Origin of the sequence: Variovorax sp. H27-G14, assembly GCF_046156345.1 — a bacterium.
Lineage (GTDB): Bacteria > Pseudomonadota > Gammaproteobacteria > Burkholderiales > Burkholderiaceae_C > Variovorax.
The window spans coordinates 620,193-636,357 of sequence record NZ_JAYLVN010000003.1 but is presented as its reverse complement, the minus strand read 5'-3'; the positions used below and the strand labels follow the sequence as shown (position 1 = coordinate 636,357).

The 16,165-nt window shown below is 65.8% G+C and carries 21 protein-coding genes; 8 read left to right on the top strand and 13 right to left on the bottom strand.

Annotated features, from left to right (window positions below; translation table 11 throughout):
* Positions 1-6: 6 nt before the first annotated feature.
* The 3 genes from VLK31_RS12005 to VLK31_RS11995 are packed head-to-tail and all read right to left on the bottom strand — an operon-like array spanning position 7 to position 2,764.
* Positions 7-489, bottom strand: a complete 483-nt coding sequence (locus VLK31_RS12005) for an aromatic-ring-hydroxylating dioxygenase subunit beta (protein ID WP_409168613.1) — start codon at positions 487-489, stop codon at positions 7-9.
* Positions 486-1,742, bottom strand: coding sequence for an aromatic ring-hydroxylating dioxygenase subunit alpha (locus VLK31_RS12000; protein ID WP_409168612.1), 1,257 nt, complete (start codon positions 1,740-1,742; stop codon positions 486-488). The genes VLK31_RS12005 and VLK31_RS12000 overlap by 4 nt, the downstream gene beginning before the upstream one ends.
* Positions 1,743-1,774: 32 nt before the next feature.
* A complete protein-coding gene (locus tag VLK31_RS11995; protein WP_409168611.1) occupies positions 1,775-2,764 on the bottom strand; it encodes a 2Fe-2S iron-sulfur cluster-binding protein in 990 nt (329 codons plus the stop codon).
* A 136-nt stretch (positions 2,765-2,900) separates the two neighbouring features.
* Here VLK31_RS11995 and VLK31_RS11990 point away from each other — a divergent pair, with 136 nt between their 5' ends.
* The gene (locus VLK31_RS11990) at positions 2,901-3,833 is read left to right on the top strand and encodes a LysR family transcriptional regulator (protein WP_409168610.1); all 933 of its coding nucleotides are present in this window, start codon (positions 2,901-2,903) and stop codon (positions 3,831-3,833) included.
* Here VLK31_RS11990 and VLK31_RS11985 read toward each other — a convergent pair.
* Both VLK31_RS11985 and VLK31_RS11980 read right to left on the bottom strand, forming a co-directional pair.
* The gene (locus VLK31_RS11985) at positions 3,812-4,399 is read right to left on the bottom strand and encodes an endonuclease V (RefSeq protein ID WP_409168609.1); all 588 of its coding nucleotides are present in this window, start codon (positions 4,397-4,399) and stop codon (positions 3,812-3,814) included. The two genes, VLK31_RS11990 and VLK31_RS11985, sit on opposite strands and share 22 nt — an antisense overlap.
* Before the next feature lies 1 nt (position 4,400).
* Positions 4,401-4,910, bottom strand: coding sequence for a 2'-5' RNA ligase family protein (locus VLK31_RS11980; RefSeq protein WP_409168608.1), 510 nt, complete (start codon positions 4,908-4,910; stop codon positions 4,401-4,403).
* A 343-nt stretch (positions 4,911-5,253) separates the two neighbouring features.
* Between VLK31_RS11980 and VLK31_RS11975 the strand changes: the two genes are divergently transcribed.
* Positions 5,254-5,871 (top strand): porin family protein, encoded by a 618-nt coding sequence (locus tag VLK31_RS11975; RefSeq protein ID WP_409168607.1) that lies wholly within the window; start codon positions 5,254-5,256, stop codon positions 5,869-5,871.
* Between the two features lie 47 nt (positions 5,872-5,918).
* Here VLK31_RS11975 and VLK31_RS11970 read toward each other — a convergent pair whose 3' ends face one another.
* The 6 genes from VLK31_RS11970 to guaB all read right to left on the bottom strand — a co-directional run bounded on the left by VLK31_RS11970 (position 5,919) and on the right by guaB (position 11,664).
* Positions 5,919-6,548 (bottom strand): nitroreductase, encoded by a 630-nt coding sequence (locus VLK31_RS11970; RefSeq protein WP_409168606.1) that lies wholly within the window; start codon positions 6,546-6,548, stop codon positions 5,919-5,921.
* Positions 6,549-7,212: 664 nt separating this feature from the next.
* Complete coding sequence (locus tag VLK31_RS11965) at positions 7,213-7,722, bottom strand: 2'-5' RNA ligase family protein (RefSeq protein ID WP_409168605.1); 510 nt, start codon at positions 7,720-7,722, stop codon at positions 7,213-7,215.
* 87 nt (positions 7,723-7,809) lie between these two features.
* Complete coding sequence (gene guaA, locus VLK31_RS11960; protein ID WP_409168604.1) at positions 7,810-9,426, bottom strand: glutamine-hydrolyzing GMP synthase; 1,617 nt, start codon at positions 9,424-9,426, stop codon at positions 7,810-7,812.
* 11 nt (positions 9,427-9,437) lie between these two features.
* Complete coding sequence (locus tag VLK31_RS11955) at positions 9,438-9,872, bottom strand: type II toxin-antitoxin system VapC family toxin (RefSeq protein WP_409168603.1); 435 nt, start codon at positions 9,870-9,872, stop codon at positions 9,438-9,440.
* Entirely contained in the window at positions 9,869-10,117 is a 249-nt protein-coding gene (locus VLK31_RS11950; protein ID WP_409168602.1) for a type II toxin-antitoxin system Phd/YefM family antitoxin, read from the bottom strand. Before VLK31_RS11950 ends, VLK31_RS11955 begins: the two co-directional genes overlap by 4 nt.
* A 77-nt stretch (positions 10,118-10,194) precedes the next feature.
* Positions 10,195-11,664 carry an IMP dehydrogenase gene (gene guaB, locus VLK31_RS11945; RefSeq protein ID WP_409168601.1) on the bottom strand — a complete coding sequence of 490 codons (1,470 nt, stop codon included), beginning with the start codon at positions 11,662-11,664 and terminating at the stop codon, positions 10,195-10,197.
* Positions 11,665-11,803: 139 nt separating this feature from the next.
* Here guaB and VLK31_RS11940 point away from each other — a divergent pair, with 139 nt between their 5' ends.
* Positions 11,804-12,325 carry a DUF4124 domain-containing protein gene (locus VLK31_RS11940; RefSeq protein WP_409168600.1) on the top strand — a complete coding sequence of 174 codons (522 nt, stop codon included), beginning with the start codon at positions 11,804-11,806 and terminating at the stop codon, positions 12,323-12,325.
* 28 nt (positions 12,326-12,353) lie between these two features.
* On the opposite strand, the gene VLK31_RS11935 is transcribed toward VLK31_RS11940, so the two are convergent.
* Both VLK31_RS11935 and VLK31_RS11930 read right to left on the bottom strand, forming a co-directional pair.
* Positions 12,354-12,689 carry an RnfH family protein gene (locus tag VLK31_RS11935; RefSeq protein ID WP_409168731.1) on the bottom strand — a complete coding sequence of 112 codons (336 nt, stop codon included), beginning with the start codon at positions 12,687-12,689 and terminating at the stop codon, positions 12,354-12,356.
* Positions 12,690-12,708: 19 nt separating this feature from the next.
* The gene (locus VLK31_RS11930; RefSeq protein ID WP_409168599.1) at positions 12,709-13,155 is read right to left on the bottom strand and encodes a type II toxin-antitoxin system RatA family toxin; all 447 of its coding nucleotides are present in this window, start codon (positions 13,153-13,155) and stop codon (positions 12,709-12,711) included.
* 63 nt (positions 13,156-13,218) lie between these two features.
* Here VLK31_RS11930 and smpB point away from each other — a divergent pair, with 63 nt between their 5' ends.
* The 5 genes from smpB (at position 13,219) to VLK31_RS11905 (ending at position 16,055) form a co-directional block, all read left to right on the top strand.
* Entirely contained in the window at positions 13,219-13,695 is a 477-nt protein-coding gene (gene smpB / locus VLK31_RS11925; protein ID WP_409168598.1) for an SsrA-binding protein SmpB, read from the top strand.
* A 106-nt stretch (positions 13,696-13,801) separates the two neighbouring features.
* On the top strand, positions 13,802-14,170 hold the full coding sequence (locus VLK31_RS11920; RefSeq protein WP_409168730.1) for a hypothetical protein: 369 nt from the start codon (positions 13,802-13,804) through the stop codon (positions 14,168-14,170).
* A gap of 45 nt (positions 14,171-14,215) precedes the next feature.
* Positions 14,216-14,731 carry an RNA polymerase sigma factor gene (locus tag VLK31_RS11915; RefSeq protein ID WP_409168597.1) on the top strand — a complete coding sequence of 172 codons (516 nt, stop codon included), beginning with the start codon at positions 14,216-14,218 and terminating at the stop codon, positions 14,729-14,731.
* A gap of 13 nt (positions 14,732-14,744) precedes the next feature.
* Positions 14,745-15,572: an anti-sigma factor family protein gene (locus VLK31_RS11910; protein WP_409168596.1), complete on the top strand. Its 828-nt coding sequence runs from the start codon at positions 14,745-14,747 to the stop codon at positions 15,570-15,572.
* Positions 15,573-15,662: 90 nt separating this feature from the next.
* On the top strand, positions 15,663-16,055 hold the full coding sequence (locus tag VLK31_RS11905; RefSeq protein ID WP_409168595.1) for an ATP-binding protein: 393 nt from the start codon (positions 15,663-15,665) through the stop codon (positions 16,053-16,055).
* The last annotated feature ends 110 nt before the right edge of the window (positions 16,056-16,165 follow it).

The window sequence follows — 16,165 nt, the reverse complement described above, 5'->3', positions numbered from 1 at the left end:
CTGTTTTCAGATGGGGTAAATGATGGAATTCGGGATCATCTCGCTGTCGAACACGCACAGGCGCGATGCGAACTTCAGGCCCTCGGGCGTAGGCACCACGGTGTCGATGTAGCGCCCGACGTTGAACACCGTCGAAGGCCCGTCGAGCTTGGTGCGGAACACCACATAGTTGGCCTCGCTGTGAATGCTGCCGTCTTCATCGACCTGGTGCACCAGCGGCAGGCCGACCACATGGCGCTGGTAGTACGGGTCGTGGAACAGCGTCTCCTTGATGCCGTACACGCGGTCTTCCAGCATGCCCCGGCTCTCGAAAGAAAGCGTGGCCAGCGGCAGGTTGCGCTCATGGTTCTCGCGCGGCTGCAGGCGGTAGCTGCACACCTCGGTGAAGAAGGCGGGCCACAGCTCCCATTGGCCCGAATCGACCGCGTGGGCATAGGCCGCGTACAGGCGGGCCAGGTCGAGGTAGGCGTTGGCGTCGAGGTTTTTCATGCGTCCATCACCTCGCGCCAGTAGCGGTACATGCCGCGAATGAGCGTCTCGGTCACCATGTGGTCGGTGTTTTCGACCTCGCGCCCGCCCAGCTCGGCCAGCGTCCGGTGAAAAGGCTTTTGCTCGAAGCCCTGCTGCGAGAACTCGATGACCTCGCCGTCGTCGGCCGACACAAAACCCGCCGGCCCGAACAGGTTGGCCTGGCGCAGGCGGCGCTGCGTCATCTCCTCGGTGTCTTCCTCGAAGCCGAAGTGCGTCCACACGAAATCGAAGGCGTCGTGGCCCACCGGCTGAATGTGCCGGGTCGAAACGCTGTTGACCTGCTGCTGCAGGATCACGCTGGGAAACAGCGTCATCAGCACCGCCGTCGGGCCCTTCCACCAGTCCTCCGGCACGATGTCCAGAAAGCGCGGGTCTTTGAGCTGCATGCTCTCCTTGAAGCTCGACACCTGCGTGACCTGGGCTGCCTTGCCGCCGGTGCCGCGCGTGGAAATCATGGCGGCATGCCGGCCATGCGCGTCCATCTTCAGCTCCGACTTGTTGTCGGCCCGCCAGAGCCCGAAGGTGACGAACCAGGTGTGCAGCAGGCCCGGGTGGTACGGGTCCTTGATGTTCTCCTGCATGAGCTTCCAGTTGCCCGGAATGCGCTGGCGGCTGTAGCCCAATATGGTGAGCTTGCGGCCGTCGAACAGGCGGTCGAAGTAATGCAGGATGTCGGGCCCCAGAAAGTCTTCTAGCGACTCGATCTCATGGTCGAAGCTCGCAAACACCACGCCGCCGCGCGACGCCACCTTGAGCTTGGTGAGGCCGTGGTCCTCGGTTTTGAAGTCGGCCGGCATGCCGCCGTTGACCTTGCCGTCCTGCTTCACGCCCCGCCTAAAAGGCACGCCCTGCAGGTCGCCCTTGAGCGTGTAGTTCCACTGGTGGTAGGGGCAGACGAACTCCTTTCGGTTGCCGTGCCGCTCTCTGCAGAACTGCATGCCGCGGTGCGCGCAGACGTTCTCGAAGACGTGGATCACGCCCTCTTCGTCGCGCGACATGACGACCGAACGCTCGCCGACCGCCGTGCGTTTGAAATCTCCCGGGTTCGGAATTTCGGCCTCCAGGCCCACGTAGCACCAGTGCTTTTCGTAGAAGAAGCGCTGCAGCTCTTTCTTGTTCAACGCCTCGTCGGTGTAGGCCATGAAGGGAATGCGGCTGCTCTTGTCGCTTTCCCATTGCAGCGCGATGGGGAACACGTTTTGCGCGGTCATCGGGGTCTCCTTTTTTGTTCGTGGTGGTGGCTTCAGGTGCCCTGCAGGTAGAAGGCATCGGCATGGGTCTGCTCGGGTGCGAGGCCGCGGCCGCGCACCAGCTGGGTGACGGCCTCGACCATCGGCGGCGAGCCGCACAGGTAGGCGCGCCAGCCGTCGAGCTGGCCCGGCCAGTCGGCGCGGATGGCGTCGGTGATGAGGCCCACGCGCTGGTTGTCGCGCGCCGGGCCGGTGACCACCACCACGTGCACGTTCAGGGCCGGATGCAGTGCCTGCAGTTCGCGCAGTTCCTGCAGCCCGTACACGTCGGCGTTGGAGCGCACGCCCAGGTAGACGTGAATCGGCTGCGTGAGCCCGGCCGCGATGGCGCCGCGCACGATCGACAGGATGGGCGCAAGCCCCGTGCCGCCCGCGGCACACAGCATCGGCCCACGGTGTTGGGTGCGCAGGTAGGCGGTGCCCAGCGGCCCGCTCACGCGCACCGAATCGCCCACCGCGAGCTGATCGAAGATGTGGGCCGTCACGCGCCCACCCGGCACACGTCGCACATGGAATTCAAGCTCCGCGTCGCGGCTGAGGCCGGCCATCGAATACGGCCGTGCCAGGTCGGGCGCGAACTGAAGTTGCGCGTACTGGCCTGGAGAAAACTCCAGCGGCTTGTTGGGCTTCAGGCGCAGGCGGCGAATGTCGTGGGTCAGCACGTCGATGCCGGTCACGGTGGCCTTGAGGATGCGCGCCGGATGCACCACAACCTCGTCGGGCTCGGGGATCTCGATGGCGCAGCTTTCGGTCAGCGTGGTCTGGCAGGCGAGCACGTAGCGCTCGCCTTGCCCGTCGGGGCGGATCGCGTCTTGCCCGGCGTCCAGCACCTGACCCGACACCACCTTGCAGCGGCAGGTGCCGCAGCGCCCCGACATGCAGCTGTACGACACGGGCACGTGGTGCTCGCGAAGCACCTCGAGCAGGTTTGCGCCGGGGCGAACCTGAAGGGTGCGGGCAAGGGGGTGAATATGCAGGTCCATCGGTGGGGCTCTCTTGCGCCGGCGTCATGACCAGCTTGTCTCTTGGGGCGGATGATGCGCGGCGCTTGCCGATTGACCAATAGAATTTGGTGAATCCTCTTCATCACTGCCGTGAATAAAGGTGCAAAGGCAAGTCATGCAACTCAAGGACATCGACCTCAACCTGCTGCTGGTGTTCGACCGCATGCTGGCCGAGAAGCGCGTGTCGGGCGTGGCCGCGTCGCTCGGGCTTTCACAGCCGGCCATCAGCAATGCGCTGGCGCGGCTGCGCAAGCTGCTGGGCGACGAGCTGTTTCTACGCACCGCGCGCGGCATGGAGCCCACGCCCTTCGCGCTGCAACTGGCCGAGCCGGTGGCCTACGCCATGGGCGCGTTGCACACCGCGCTCAACCAGCAGGTGGTGTTCGACCCCGCCACCAGCACGCGCAGCTTCACGCTCGCGATGACCGACATCGGTGAGATCTACTTCACGCCACGGCTCATGGAGGCACTGTCGGTGGCCGCGCCGGGCGTGACCATCAGCACCCTGCGCAACAACACCGCGACCAACCTGCGTGAAGAACTGGAGGCCGGCCATGTCGACATTGCCATCGGCCTGCTGCCTCAGCTGAAGGCGGGCGTGTTCCAGCGCCGGCTGTTCTTGCAGCGCTATGTGTGCCTGTTTTCCGGCGAGCATGCGCTGGCGCGCAAGCGCAGCGTGTCACTGAAGGACTTCAGCGCGGCCGACCATGTGCAGGTGCAGGCCGCCGGCACGGGCCACGGCAAGGCGGACGACGTGATGGCGGCGCAAGGCATTCAGCGGCGCATTCGGCTGCGGGTGCCGCACTTCGTGGCCATTGGCCACATCCTGCGATCGAGCGGCATGATCGCGACCGTGCCGGAGCGGCTGGCGCAGAGCATTGCCGAGCCCTTCGGGCTGGTGTGGCGCCCTCACCCGGTGGCGCTGCCGCAGATTGCCATCAACCTGTTCTGGCATGCGAAGGTGCACCGCGACCCGGGCAACCAGTGGTTGCGCGGGCTGCTGTTCGACAACTTTGCGGATGGCGATCAGCCCGCTGGAGCGGGCTGATCGGGCTCACCGGGCGGACCCGGCGCACCCGATGCACCTGGCGCAACTTGCGCAAATCGCAGAGGCGCCCGGCGCGCGAGCTGGTCGACGGCGCGCAGCAGCGTCGGCATGCGGTGGTCGCCGTGCATGCGGCGCACCTCGGCCGCGGCAAGCGCCACGTCGATGCCGACGGCCGTCACGAACAACGGCGACCCGCTCTGGCCGCGGCGCACCTCAACCGCTTCGCTCGCGCTGCGGTAGGCCGTCTTCGCCACGCCGACCACCGGCACCTGGTGCGCGAGCGCCGCATGCAGATGCGCGCCCAGGCCCGGGTGGCCCTGCTCCAGCGACACATAGCCGTCGACGATGACGATGTCGGCCGCCGGCCCTTCGCGCAGCACGCCGAGCAGGCAGGGCAACTCGCGGCGATAGAACTCGCCGGGCTCGTACTGCGCCACGTCGCTGAAATACGCGACGGCCTGCGCCTCCTGCTGTTCGGCGCTCCAGCCGCGAAACCAGATGCCCGCGGCGGCCGCCTTGTTGCCGCGGTAGTCCACGTCGAGGCAGACCAGCAGCGGCGCGCTCACGTCAAGCGTCCTCGTTGGCCAGAGCGCTGTCGAACATCGCATCGCGTTCGGTATCGGGTGCGACGTCAGGCCATCGACCCAGCACCTCGTGCACGCCCTCGCCCACATGGCTGTCGATCAGCACCAACGAGCCCGCGGTCCAGCGCAGCGGTTCTTCGAGCGCATGTTTTTCGAGCTTGCGCCGCGCGTAGGCCACCGTCATGTGAGGCGTGAAGGCGCGCGGGGGCTTCAGGCCCGAATCGGCCAGCGCCTCGCCCAAGCGCTGGCGGAAGGCCTTGAGGGCCGCGATGTTTTCTTCGGCGTCGGCACACAGCACCAGCGCGCCCTTGGGGTAGCTCATGGCCTTTTCAAAGACGATGTCGAACGCCGGCAGCGCGACCGATGCAGCCGCGTTGCGAGCCTGCGCCACCTTGTCGGCCGGCACCTGTGCGTAGTCGCCCAGATCGAACAACGTGACGTGCAGGCGATGCGCCTCGACCAAGGTGCCTTTCAGTGCGTGCCGGGTGTTCATGCGCTCGCCGAGCGCAGCCGCCGATGCGGCATGAGCGGTGGAGGGAAGCAGTGCGAGAAAAAGCGAATGCGGCTGGGGTTCCTTGCGCTGCGCCTTGTTGCGAGGGCGTGGCAGGGGCCGCGGCGGGGGATCGATACCGGGAAGAAGAAACTGTTCTGACATGCCTCGATCATCGCCCATGGCTTGTGCCCCCTCATGCGAGGTCATTCGCCTTCATGCGCTCTTCAGCAAGCGCCAAGCTGGCCTTCAGATTGGAATTTGAGAATCGTCGGACGCTGGTGAGCAGGCAACGCGCTGCACACCAGCTTCACAGATCTCTACGACTCCAACCAGGAATTTCATCTTGAAGCATTCGCAAGCCTCCGCCCTTCCCATCCTCCTTGCCGCACTTCTTCTGGGCACCTTCGCGATGGGTGTGCACGCCGCCGGACCAGAGAAGGACACGGGCTTGTATGCCGGCGGCGCTATCGGTCGGTCGAGCTTCAGCCTTTCCTCGTCCAACAGCGTTCCTCTGCCCTGGGGCGGCGAGAAAAACAGCAAGGCCGGCACGGCCTACAAGCTGTACGGCGGCTACCGGCTGACCGAAAACTTCGGCGTGGAAGCCGGCTATGCGCGCCTGGGCCGCGTGAGCCAGTGGACGTCGGCCTACGGCGTTTTCACGCAGCAGAGCGGCTCGGGCCAGGCCTTCTATGCGGCCGCCACCGCGCGCCTGCCGCTGGGCGATGCCTTCGCCATCAACGGCCGCCTGGGCATTTCGCGCGGACGCATTTCCGGCAACGACAACGCGGTGGCGGGCAGCCAGCGCTTTTCGGGCAGTTCGACCGGCGTGATGGCGGGCTTCGGCGCGGAGTACCGCGTGACGCAGAACCTGGCGATCACGGCGGACTACGACTACTTCGGCAAGCTGTCGAAGCAGGCCAAGGGCGGCATGCTGACGGTGGGGCTGAAGGCGAGCTTCTAGGCGCGCGAGGCTTCAGAGCCTCAGGGCCAGGCCGGCTCTGAGCGCGATCAGCGCACGGAGGCCGGGTCGGTCTCAGGCCGGTACAGCGTGTCGCCCGTCCACTCGCGCACGAAGGCGTCGGGTGCGTGGCGCGCGGGCGCGGACGTCGCCTCCTTCGGCGTGCCCACGTAGAGAAAGCCCAGCAGGCGGTCGGCGTCCTGCAGGCCCAGCGCCTGCTGCACGTGGCGGTCGTAGCTGTTGAGCCCGGTGGCCCAGAAGCCGCCATAGCCCAGCAGGTGCAGCGCGTTGAGCATGTTCATGGCCGCGGCACCCACGGCAAGCACCTGCTCCGACTCCGGCACCTTGTGTGGCGCTTGCACGCGGGCGCACAGGGCAATGAGCAGGGGCGCGGCCATGGCCTTGCCACGGAAGCGCTCGCCGTCGTCCAGCGGATCGCGCAAGCGCGCGGCCTGCGCGAAGACCTTGCCCAGGGCCAGGCGCGCGTCGCCGCGAATGATCACGAAGCGCCAGGGCCGCAGCTGCCCGTGGTCGGGGGCGCGCAACGCGGCCTGGAACACGAGGTCGAGTTCCAGCGCGGACGGCGCGGGTTCGGTCAGCGGCCAGGGCGAGTGCCGCTCGAGCAAAAGGTCGAGCGCACGGCGTGCGTCGGTGCGAAGCGTGGAAGTATCCGGGTGCATGTCAGCGTCCTTCGAAATGAGAAGGCCGCCCCACGGCCGATGGCAGGCGCTGGAAAGATTGCAGTGGCGGGCTGGCTCGCGGTGCGAGGTGGCTGGCATCCGGCGCTTTGCATGTGTCGCTAGAAGCGAAAAGCGAAGCCGGTGCACCATCGTTCGACGGGGCGACGAACAGGCAGGCATCCTAGGCGATGAGGCATTGCCCACGTGCGGGGTGCGTGTAAGGCGGAGTTCGCAGTCGCATCAAACAAAGCCGACCTGTTGCAGACGATCACGCAGCAGCGAGACGCCCTTGCGCTGGCCTGGCCGCGGGTGCAAGCCGGCATTGCGCCTCGAGATCGCAACCGCGAAGGGAACCGGCGGTCAACAGCCACTGGGTTGATTCATGCGCTGCCTCACTCACTCAGTGCCGAGCGAACAGGCTTCGCGACAAGCCGACCTAGACGGAATTGGCAGCTGGGATATCCGGTGTTCAGGAGGATCTGCGGCCACCGTTCAATCTTGTCACGCCACTCGATGGTTTTCGAGGACTGGAAGCCCGCATGGATGCTTGCTCTTAGGTGGCGGGAGACCGTACTTTACCGTCGCTTCCACCGTCGAAAAATGAGCGCTTTGCTGGCGCGGGAGATGGACGGCTTGACTCACTGCGCGTCACCACGGCCCGGCGTCACCAATCGCCGAAATCCATCTGCCGGCTTTGCAATGGCCATCTGCCCACGACGACATGTTTGCTGCGGCCTACGAGGCTGTCTATCAATACCAGCTCGTCCACTGGCCAGCGAATCGGCGCGATCGGTTCACGGGGCACATGTTCATCGCAATAGAGCAAGCTCACATGAGGGTTAAAACGCTCGCGAATGTGGTGGCCGATTCCGGAAGCTTTCATCGCCGATGCCAGGGAGCGTTGAAGCTGGCGCAGCTTCTTCAGTTCCGCAGCACCGGTCAGCACCAGGCCCCCCATCCCCGCGCCTCCCAAGCTACCGATACGGTCAAAACCAACGCCGAATGGCGCAACCTCGACACTGCCGCCCGCTTCCTTCGCTCGACACTGCAGTTCATGCGGTATGCCTTCGTAGTCTCCCAACCAGTGAAGCGTGGCATGCAAATACTCCGGCGGAACATGACGACCGGACAAGCCATTCGCCGCCATTTGCCGTTGCATGGCATGGACGGCCATCGATCTGGCTGCTGAGTCAGGCCGGACCGCATAGAACAACCTGTGAAGGTCGATCATTGCGATAGCCCGAGCCAGTGCTTTCGCCGCTCACTCCCACTCGATCGTCGCAGGCGGCTTACTCGACACGTCGTAAGTCACCCGGTTGATGCCGCGCACCTCGTTGATGATTCGTCCCGACACCTTCTTCAGCAGCGCATACGGCAGCTCCGCCCAGTCGGCCGTCATGAAGTCGCTGGTCTGCACGGCGCGCAGCGCGACCACATAGTCGTACGTGCGGCCATCGCCCATCACGCCCACGCTCTTCACCGGCAGGAACACGGTGAAGGCCTGGCTGGTGAGGTCGTACCAGCTCTTGCCGGCGTCGTCCTTGAAGTTGCGCAGCTCCTCGATGAAGATCGCGTCGGCGCGGCGCAGCAGGTCGGCGTATTCCTTCTTCACTTCGCCCAGGATGCGCACGCCCAGGCCCGGGCCGGGGAACGGGTGGCGGTACACCATCTCGGGTGGCAGGCCGAGCGCCACGCCCAGTTCGCGCACTTCGTCCTTGAACAGGTCGCGCAGCGGTTCGAGCAGCTTCAGGCCGAGCTGCTCGGGCAGGCCGCCCACGTTGTGGTGGCTCTTGATGGTGACGGCCTTCTTGCTCTTGGCGCCGCCCGACTCGATGACGTCCGGGTAGATGGTGCCTTGCGCCAAAAAGGTCGCGCCCTTGTGGCCGCCGTCGCCAGCTTTCAGCTTGGCGGCTTCCTGCTTGAACACGGTGACGAACTCGCCGCCGATGATCTTGCGCTTGGCCTCAGGGTCGCTCACACCGGCAAGCTTGCCCAGGAACAGGTCGCTGGCGTCCACGCGAATCACCTTCGCGTTGAGCTTGCCTTCGAACATTTCCATGACCAGGTCGCCTTCGTTCAGGCGCAGCAGGCCGTGGTCGACGAACACGCAGGTCAGCTGGTCGCCGATGGCGCGGTGAATAAGCGCGGCAGCCACGCTCGAATCGACGCCGCCCGACAGACCCAGAATGACTTCTTCGTCGCCCACTTGCTCGCGAATTTTCTGCACGGCTTCAGCGATGTGGTCGTGCATCACCCAGTCGGGCTTGGCGTCGCAGATGCCCAGCACAAAGCGCTCGAGCAGCGCCTTGCCCTGCACGGTGTGCGTCACTTCAGGATGGAACTGCACGCCGTAGTAGCGGCGCGCCTCGTCGGCCATACCGGCGATGGGGCAGCTGTCGGTGCTGGCCATGAGCTTGAAGCCCGGCGGCAGTTCGGTCACCTTGTCGCCGTGGCTCATCCACACATTGAGCATGCCGTGGCCTTCAGGCGTGGTGAAGTCGGCGATGTCCTTCAGCAGCGCGGTGTGGCCGTGGGCGCGCACGGCCGCAAAGCCGAACTCGCGCTTGTGGCCGCCTTCGACCTTGCCGCCCAGTTGGTGCGCCAGGGTCTGCATGCCGTAGCAGATGCCCAGCACAGGCACGCCCAGGTCGAACACGGCCTGCGGGCACTTGTCGGTGGTTTCCTCGTACACGCTGGCGTGGCTGCCCGAAAGAATCACGCCCTTCAGGTGGCCGTCGGCGGCGTATTGGCGCACCCATTCGTCGGTGACGTCGCAGGGGTGCACTTCGCTCAGCACATGGGCTTCGCGCACGCGGCGGGCGATAAGCTGGGTGACTTGCGAGCCGAAGTCGAGGATGAGGATCTTGTCGTGTTGCATGGGCGTTGGACTCAGAGCGTTGAAATGTCGAACAGCTTGACGCCCGCCTTGGGCGCGGCCTTGATGAGTTGCTCGTCGAAGGTGGCGAGCGGAAGGTTGAGCGATTTTGCAAGCCACAGGTAGCCCGCGTCGTACTGGGACACGCCCGCGTCGATGGCCACGGCCAGCACGGCCTTGTGCTGCGCGGGCGCGAGTTCATGCAGCTCCACGCGGTGGCGAATGGCGTCGAGCACGCTCCACAGCCCTTCGACCGCGGCCGATGGAATGCGCCCGCTGCGCACGCCGTTGGCAAGAATGTTCGTGCACTCCCACTGCCAGGCATTGGGCGCCTGCGGCTCGCATTCGTCACGCCGAATGGCGGCGTAGAGCTTGCGGGTATGTTCGCTGGCTTGGTCGGGCAGCAGCCAGGCGGCCGTGACCGAAGCGTCCATGACAAAGGCCGTCATGGTTGGCGCCCCTGGTTGCGCAAGGCGTTCAGGGAAGGTCCGGGCTGGATGGTGGCGTGCAGCGCGTCCATTTGGCCGAGCTCGCGCTGGATCTGCTCGTCGGTGATGACCGGCTTGCGCCGCACCGGCAGCATGCGCACCACTTCCTTGCCGTGGCGGGTGATGCGAACCTCCTCGCCCTTTTCGACCAGGTCGATCAAGGCCGAGAAGTTGTTCTTGGCTTCGGCGATACCGATGGATTGCATTTGGGCCAGAAAAATTGAATCTGGCCCAAATTCTAAACCCAGTCTGGCCTGACTTTCAAGGTCTGGCCAGATTGGGCTTATTCAGCGCGGTAGTTGGGCGCTTCTTTCGTGATCTGCACGTCATGGACGTGGCTCTCACGGATGCCGGCCGTGGTGATCTCGACGAACTCGGCCTTGTTCTGCATGTCCGCGATGGTCGCGCAGCCGCAGTAGCCCATGCTGGCGCGCACGCCGCCGGCCATCTGGTAGACGATGGAGACGATCGAGCCCTTGTAGGGCACGCGGCCTTCGATGCCTTCGGGCACGAGCTTGTCGGTGTTGGGGTTGCCGGTGGTCGATTCCTGGAAGTACCGGTCGGCACTGCCCTGCTGCATCGCACCGATCGAGCCCATGCCGCGGTAGCTCTTGTAGCTGCGGCCCTGGTACAGCACGATTTCGCCCGGCGCCTCTTCGGTGCCGGCAAACATGCTGCCCATCATCACGGTGCTGGCGCCGGCCGCAATGGCCTTGGCGATGTCGCCCGAGTAGCGCACGCCGCCATCGGAAATCAGCGGCACGCCGGTGCCATGCAGCGCAATGGCGACGCTGTCGACCGCCATGATCTGCGGCACGCCCACGCCGGCCACGATGCGGGTGGTGCAGATGGAGCCCGGGCCGATGCCGACCTTGACCGCATCGGCGCCCACGTCGGCCAGCGCACGCGCCGCGTCGCCGGTGGCGATGTTGCCGCCGACGACATCGACCTGCGGATAGTTGCGCTTGACCCAGCGCACGCGCTCGATCACGCCGGCGCTGTGGCCGTGCGCGGTGTCGACCACGATGGCGTCGACGCCGGCCTTCACCAGGGCTTCGACGCGCTCTTCGGTGCCGTCACCCACGCCCACCGCCGCGCCCACGCGCAGGCGGCCGCTGGCGTCGCGTGCGGCGTTGGGGAAGCTGGTCTGCTTGGTGATGTCCTTGACGGTGATCAGGCCCTTGAGCTCCCAGTCGCTGTTGATGACCAGCAGGCGCTCGAGCTTGTACTTGTTCAGCAGCGCCTTGGCCTCGGCCAGCGTGGTGCCGTCGGGCACGGTGATGAGCTTGTCGCGCTGCGTCATGATTTCGCTGACGGGCACGTCATAGCGGTTCTCGAAACGCAGGTCGCGACCCGTGACGATGCCGACCACCTTGCCGGCGTCGACCACCGGAAAGCCCGAAATGCCGAGCTGGTCCGACAGCGCCATCACCTGGCGCACGGAGTGCGTCGGGGTGATCACCACGGGGTCGCGCAGAACGCCCGACTCGTAGCGCTTCACCCGAGACACTTCAGCAGCCTGCTGTTGCGCGGTGAGGTTCTTGTGCACGATCCCGATACCGCCTTCTTGCGCGATGGCAATCGCGAGGCGGGCTTCCGTCACGGTGTCCATTGCCGCAGAGACGAGCGGCAGGTTCAGCGTGATGTTTCGGGAAAATTTGGTGGCGAGAGAAGTGTCCTTGGGCAGGACCTGGGAGAACGCTGGCACCAACAACACGTCGTCGAAGGTGAGCGCTTTGCCGAGAAGGCGCATGGGTGAAGCTCCAAAAGGCGGATTGTAACGAGGCCTCCGCCCTGTTTGCCGGGCCGGGCTTTCTGCGGACGTTGCAAAAGTACCCAACGTGCACCCAACATGGATGTTGCAAAAAGTAAGGCAAGGCTAAAATTCGGAGATGAAATTCGTGCACTGGCTGGTATTTGGATGTGTCGTGGCGCTGCCGCTTTCCGCAAGCGCTCAATGGCAATGGCTCGACAAGAACGGCAAGAAGGTCTTCAGCGACCAGGCGCCGCCCCCCGACATTCCCGAAAAAAGCATCCTGCGTCGTGTCGGCCCGCCGCCGGCCGCGCGCTCCACCGCCAACCCGAATGTGGACGCGGTGCCGGACGAAGCATCGGCCGATGCCGCCTCCAAGGCCGGCGCGCCACTCAAGCCGACCGGTGTCGACAAGGAACTCGAAGAAAAAACCAAGAAGGCAGAAGCCGACGAAAAGGCCAAGCAGGCCGCAGAAACCGCCAAGGCCACCAAGGCCAAGGCCGACAACTGCGTGCTCGCCCGCCAGGGCAAGGCCACTGTCGATAGCGGCGTGCGCATCGCCAAGGTCAATGCAAAGGGCGAGCGCGAAATCATGGACGACACCGCGCGCGCCGCCGAGCAAAAGCGCATTCAGTCGGTGATCGACAGCGACTGCAAGTGAGGCGAGAGCCTCAACAGCCTTTCCAGCCTCAGTAACCGGCCGCGCCGCCCTTGCGGCGGTTCGCGAACAGGCCGGTTCCCCGCGCGCCCTGGCCCTTGAAACGCTCGCGGCGCGCCACTTTCGGGTCCACCTTCAGGGGCCTGCACAGCTCGATGCGGTCGCCGTCCTTCAGGGCCTGCTCCCATTCGACCGCCCGCCCCCAGATGCCCGGCGTTGTTGCGTGGCGCCAGTCCAGCTCGGGAAACTGTTGCGCCAGGCCGCTGGCCTTCACCGCGTCGACCAGCGTGGCGTCGGGCGGCAGTTGCAGCAACTCTTCGAACACCTGGCGCGCCGCTGGCGAGCAGCTCAGCGCCACCTCGATCATGCGGGTCATGGCGCGCCCATCAGGTGGCGCCGTAGACCTGCTCGGCGCGCTTGACGAAGGCCTCGACCAGGCTGGAGGCGATGGTGTCGAACACCGGCCCCACCAGGGCCTGAAGGGCGAAATTGCTGAAGCCGTAGCTCAGGTGCAACTCCACGCGGCAGGCGCGTTCGCCCGCTTCGCCGACGGGCGTGAACTTCCATTTGCCGTCGAGGTTGGAGAACGGCCCATCGACCAGCTTCAACTGCACCTCGCGCCCCGGGACATGGGTGTTGCGGGTGGTGAAACTCTTGTGCAGGCCACCGAAGGACAGGCCGACTTCGGCGGTCATGCCGGCCTCGTCCTGATCGATGACGCGCGACTTGTCGCACCAGGGAAGAAACTGCGGATACTTGGCCACGTCGGTGACCAGCGCATACATTTCTTCAGCGCTGTACCAGATGAGGACGGACTTGTTGACTGTTTTCATAGAATCGGCACAGCGTGCGCGACGGATTGTATTGAAGCCATGCAGCCCCAACATTCCTGAGTCATGGCCACAAAGAAACAAGATACCTCCTCCCGCATCGCCGACAACAAGAAGGCCGCCTACAACTATTTCTTCGAAGAGCGCTTCGAGGCCGGAATGGTCCTCGAGGGCTGGGAAGTCAAATCGCTGCGCGAAGGCAAGGTGCAGCTCACCGACGGCTACGTCGTGATTCGCGACGGCGAGCTGTACGTGGTGGGCCTGCAGATCAACCCGCTCAAGAGCGCGTCGACCCACGTCAGCCCCGACTCGATCCGCACCAAGAAGCTGCTGCTTCACAAGGAAGAAATTCGCCGCCTGGTCGGCAAGATCGAGCAAAAAGGCTACACGCTGGTGCCGCTCAACCTGCACTGGAAGGCCGGCAAGGTGAAATGCGACATCGCGCTGGCCAAGGGCAAGGCAGAGCACGACAAGCGCGACACCATCAAGGACCGTGAAGGCAAGCGCGAAGTCGAACGCGCCATGAAGAGCCGCAGCCGCTGATTCTTTTTTTAAGGGCGATGGAATAAAACAAGCGCTGCGGGCGTTTGTGCGGTTGTCACCAAAGCCATTGGTGGCACCACAACCCAGGAGTCTTTCCATGTCGCCCTTGTCCCCCTCGCGTGCCTCTTGCGCTGTCTTGCTGAGCGCCCTGCTCGCGGTCCCCGCCTTCGCCCAACCCAAGCCCGCCGACGGCGCGCTGGTCGGGCCGAGCGGCATGACGCTCTACACCTTCGACAAGGACACGGCCGGCAGCGGCAAGTCCGCCTGCAACGGCGGCTGCGCCACCAACTGGCCGCCCTTCATGGCCGCCGACGCCGACAAGCCCAGCGGCGACTTCACCGTGCTCACCCGCGACGACGGCAAGAAGCAGTGGGCCGCCAAGGGCTGGCCGCTGTACTACTGGGCCAAGGACAGCAAGCCCGGCGACAAGACCGGCGACGGCGTCAACGGAACCTGGAAGACCGCCAAGCCCTGAGCCGCGCCCCCTGCCGCCACCCCAGCATCACCCTCGCGCCGCCCCATGGACGCCCGCCTCCTGGTCGAGCACATCCCCAGCCTGCGCCGCTATGCGCGGGCGCTCACGGGCAACGCGTGGGCGGCCGACGACCTGGTGCAGGACACGCTGGAGCGCGCCTGCAACAAGTGGCGCCTGTGGGTGGTGGGCAGCGACCTGCGCGCCTGGCTGTTCACGGTGATGCACAACCTCTTCGCCAGCCAGGTGCGGCGCACGCCGCCGCCGCATGCGGTCGTCTCGCTCGACGACCTGCCCCATGAAATGCAGGGCGGCATCGACCCTGGCCGCGACCAGGGCACCCACCTCGACCTGCAGCGCTGCCTCATGCAATTGCCCGAGGAGCAGCGCGCCGTGCTGCTGCTGGTGACGCTCGAAGACCTGTCGTACGCCGACGTAGCCAAGGTGCTCGGCATTCCCGCGGGCACCGTCATGTCGCGCCTGTCGCGCGCCCGCGTCCGGCTGCAGGAGCTGATGGACGGTGCCAGCGCGCCCGTTCGCCCCGGCCTGCGCCGCCTCAAATGAAACCCGCCGTACCATGAACCGCCCCGCCCCGCCCCCTACCGATGACGAGCTGCACGCCTGGGTCGACGGCCAGTTGGCTGCCGAGCGCCATGGCGCGGTCGAGCACGCCATCGCGCACGACCCCGTCGTGGCCGCGAAGATTGCGGCCTGGCACACCCAGCGCGACGCGCTGCGCCGGTTGCACGGCGAGCTGCTCGATGCGCCCGTTCCCGCGGCCTTGCTGGGCGCGCTGGACCGCCAGCAGGCGCCACATGCACAACGGGCCCAGCACGCGCCGTGGCTGCGCTGGAGCGGCATGGCCGCCGGCGTGCTGCTGGCTTTTGTGGCCGGCTGGCTCGGCAATGTCCAGTGGTCCACGTCGCGCGGCAGCGCCCAACTGGCCAAGGCGCCCGCGGTGCGAGAGTTCGTGCACGACGCGTCGATCGCGCATGTCGTCTACGCGCCGGAGAAGCGGCACCCGGTCGAAGTCGCGGCGTCCGAGCAGCAGCACCTGGTGCAGTGGCTCTCCAAGCGGCTGGATCGGCCGCTGAAGGTGCCCGATCTCTCCACCCAGGGGTACACCCTGGTCGGCGGCCGGTTGCTGCCTGGCGAGACTGGTGCGCGCGCGCAGTTCATGTTCGAGAACGCCACCGGCGAGCGCGTGACGCTCTACATCGGCACGCTCGACGCCAATGCCCCTGGCGCTGTCGCTGCGCGCGAAACCGCCTTCCGCTTCGCCCCCGAAGGCCCCGTGCCCAGCTTCTACTGGGTCGACCAGGGCTTCGGGTATGCCCTCGCGGGCAAGCTGCCGCGAGACGTTCTGCTCAAACTTGCGACGCTGGCCTACCGCGATCTGTCTTGATGACCGCATAAACTGCCGGCTCGCGCACTCATCCATCCCGGCCCGTCACCGGGCTTGTTTTCGCGATTTTTCAACTGAAGGAGAAACTGCATGAAATTGCTCAGCGCCTCGATCCTCGCGGCGGCCCTGCTTGCCGGCTGCGGCAGCATGTCCCCGACTGCCAGCGCGCCCGATGCGCCCACCCGCACCGCCGATGGCGTACTGGTCGGCCCCAACGGCATGACGCTGTACACCTTCGCCAAGGACACGGCCGGCGCCGGCACCTCCGCCTGCCTCGCGCAGTGCGCCGCCAACTGGCCCGCCCTTGGCGTGTCGGAAACGGCCAAGCCCATGGGCGGCTACACCATCATCATTCGCGAAGACGGCAAGCGCCAATGGGCCTACAAGGGCTGGCCGCTGTACTACTGGTCGAAGGACGCCAAGGCTGGCGACAAGACCGGTGACGGCGTGGCCAACGGCGCCTGGAAAGTCGCCCGCCCCTGAGGCACCCCCATGCCCTGACCGCCAGGGCATTGCGCAAGAAACGCCGGCAGCCGCCGGCGTTTTTTTGTCCGCTTCGGCCGACGCGAGGCCCGGCGGCCCCACGGCAGAAT

Bases quoted from the DNA above. Each gene is read 5' to 3' on its own strand.
- guaB (WP_409168601.1), bottom strand. From the start codon at position 11,664: ATGCGCCTTCTCGGCAAAGCGCTCACCTTCGACGACGTGTTGTTGGTG.
- VLK31_RS11930 (WP_409168599.1), bottom strand. From the start codon at position 13,155: ATGAAAACAGTCAACAAGTCCGTCCTCATCTGGTACAGCGCTGAAGAA.
- VLK31_RS11980 (WP_409168608.1), bottom strand. From the start codon at position 4,910: ATGAACACCCGGCACGCACTGAAAGGCACCTTGGTCGAGGCGCATCGC.
- VLK31_RS11940 (WP_409168600.1), top strand. From the start codon at position 11,804: ATGAAATTCGTGCACTGGCTGGTATTTGGATGTGTCGTGGCGCTGCCG.
- VLK31_RS11950 (WP_409168602.1), bottom strand. From the start codon at position 10,117: ATGCAATCCATCGGTATCGCCGAAGCCAAGAACAACTTCTCGGCCTTG.
- VLK31_RS11905 (WP_409168595.1), top strand. From the start codon at position 15,663: ATGAAATTGCTCAGCGCCTCGATCCTCGCGGCGGCCCTGCTTGCCGGC.
- smpB (WP_409168598.1), top strand. From the start codon at position 13,219: ATGGCCACAAAGAAACAAGATACCTCCTCCCGCATCGCCGACAACAAG.
- VLK31_RS12000 (WP_409168612.1), bottom strand. From the start codon at position 1,742: ATGACCGCGCAAAACGTGTTCCCCATCGCGCTGCAATGGGAAAGCGAC.
- VLK31_RS11915 (WP_409168597.1), top strand. From the start codon at position 14,216: ATGGACGCCCGCCTCCTGGTCGAGCACATCCCCAGCCTGCGCCGCTAT.
- VLK31_RS11955 (WP_409168603.1), bottom strand. From the start codon at position 9,872: ATGACGGCCTTTGTCATGGACGCTTCGGTCACGGCCGCCTGGCTGCTG.
- VLK31_RS11965 (WP_409168605.1), bottom strand. From the start codon at position 7,722: ATGGCCGTCCATGCCATGCAACGGCAAATGGCGGCGAATGGCTTGTCC.
- VLK31_RS11995 (WP_409168611.1), bottom strand. From the start codon at position 2,764: ATGGACCTGCATATTCACCCCCTTGCCCGCACCCTTCAGGTTCGCCCC.
- VLK31_RS11910 (WP_409168596.1), top strand. From the start codon at position 14,745: ATGAACCGCCCCGCCCCGCCCCCTACCGATGACGAGCTGCACGCCTGG.
- guaA (WP_409168604.1), bottom strand. From the start codon at position 9,426: ATGCAACACGACAAGATCCTCATCCTCGACTTCGGCTCGCAAGTCACC.
- VLK31_RS12005 (WP_409168613.1), bottom strand. From the start codon at position 489: ATGAAAAACCTCGACGCCAACGCCTACCTCGACCTGGCCCGCCTGTAC.
- VLK31_RS11935 (WP_409168731.1), bottom strand. From the start codon at position 12,689: ATGATCGAGGTGGCGCTGAGCTGCTCGCCAGCGGCGCGCCAGGTGTTC.
- VLK31_RS11990 (WP_409168610.1), top strand. From the start codon at position 2,901: ATGCAACTCAAGGACATCGACCTCAACCTGCTGCTGGTGTTCGACCGC.
- VLK31_RS11970 (WP_409168606.1), bottom strand. From the start codon at position 6,548: ATGCACCCGGATACTTCCACGCTTCGCACCGACGCACGCCGTGCGCTC.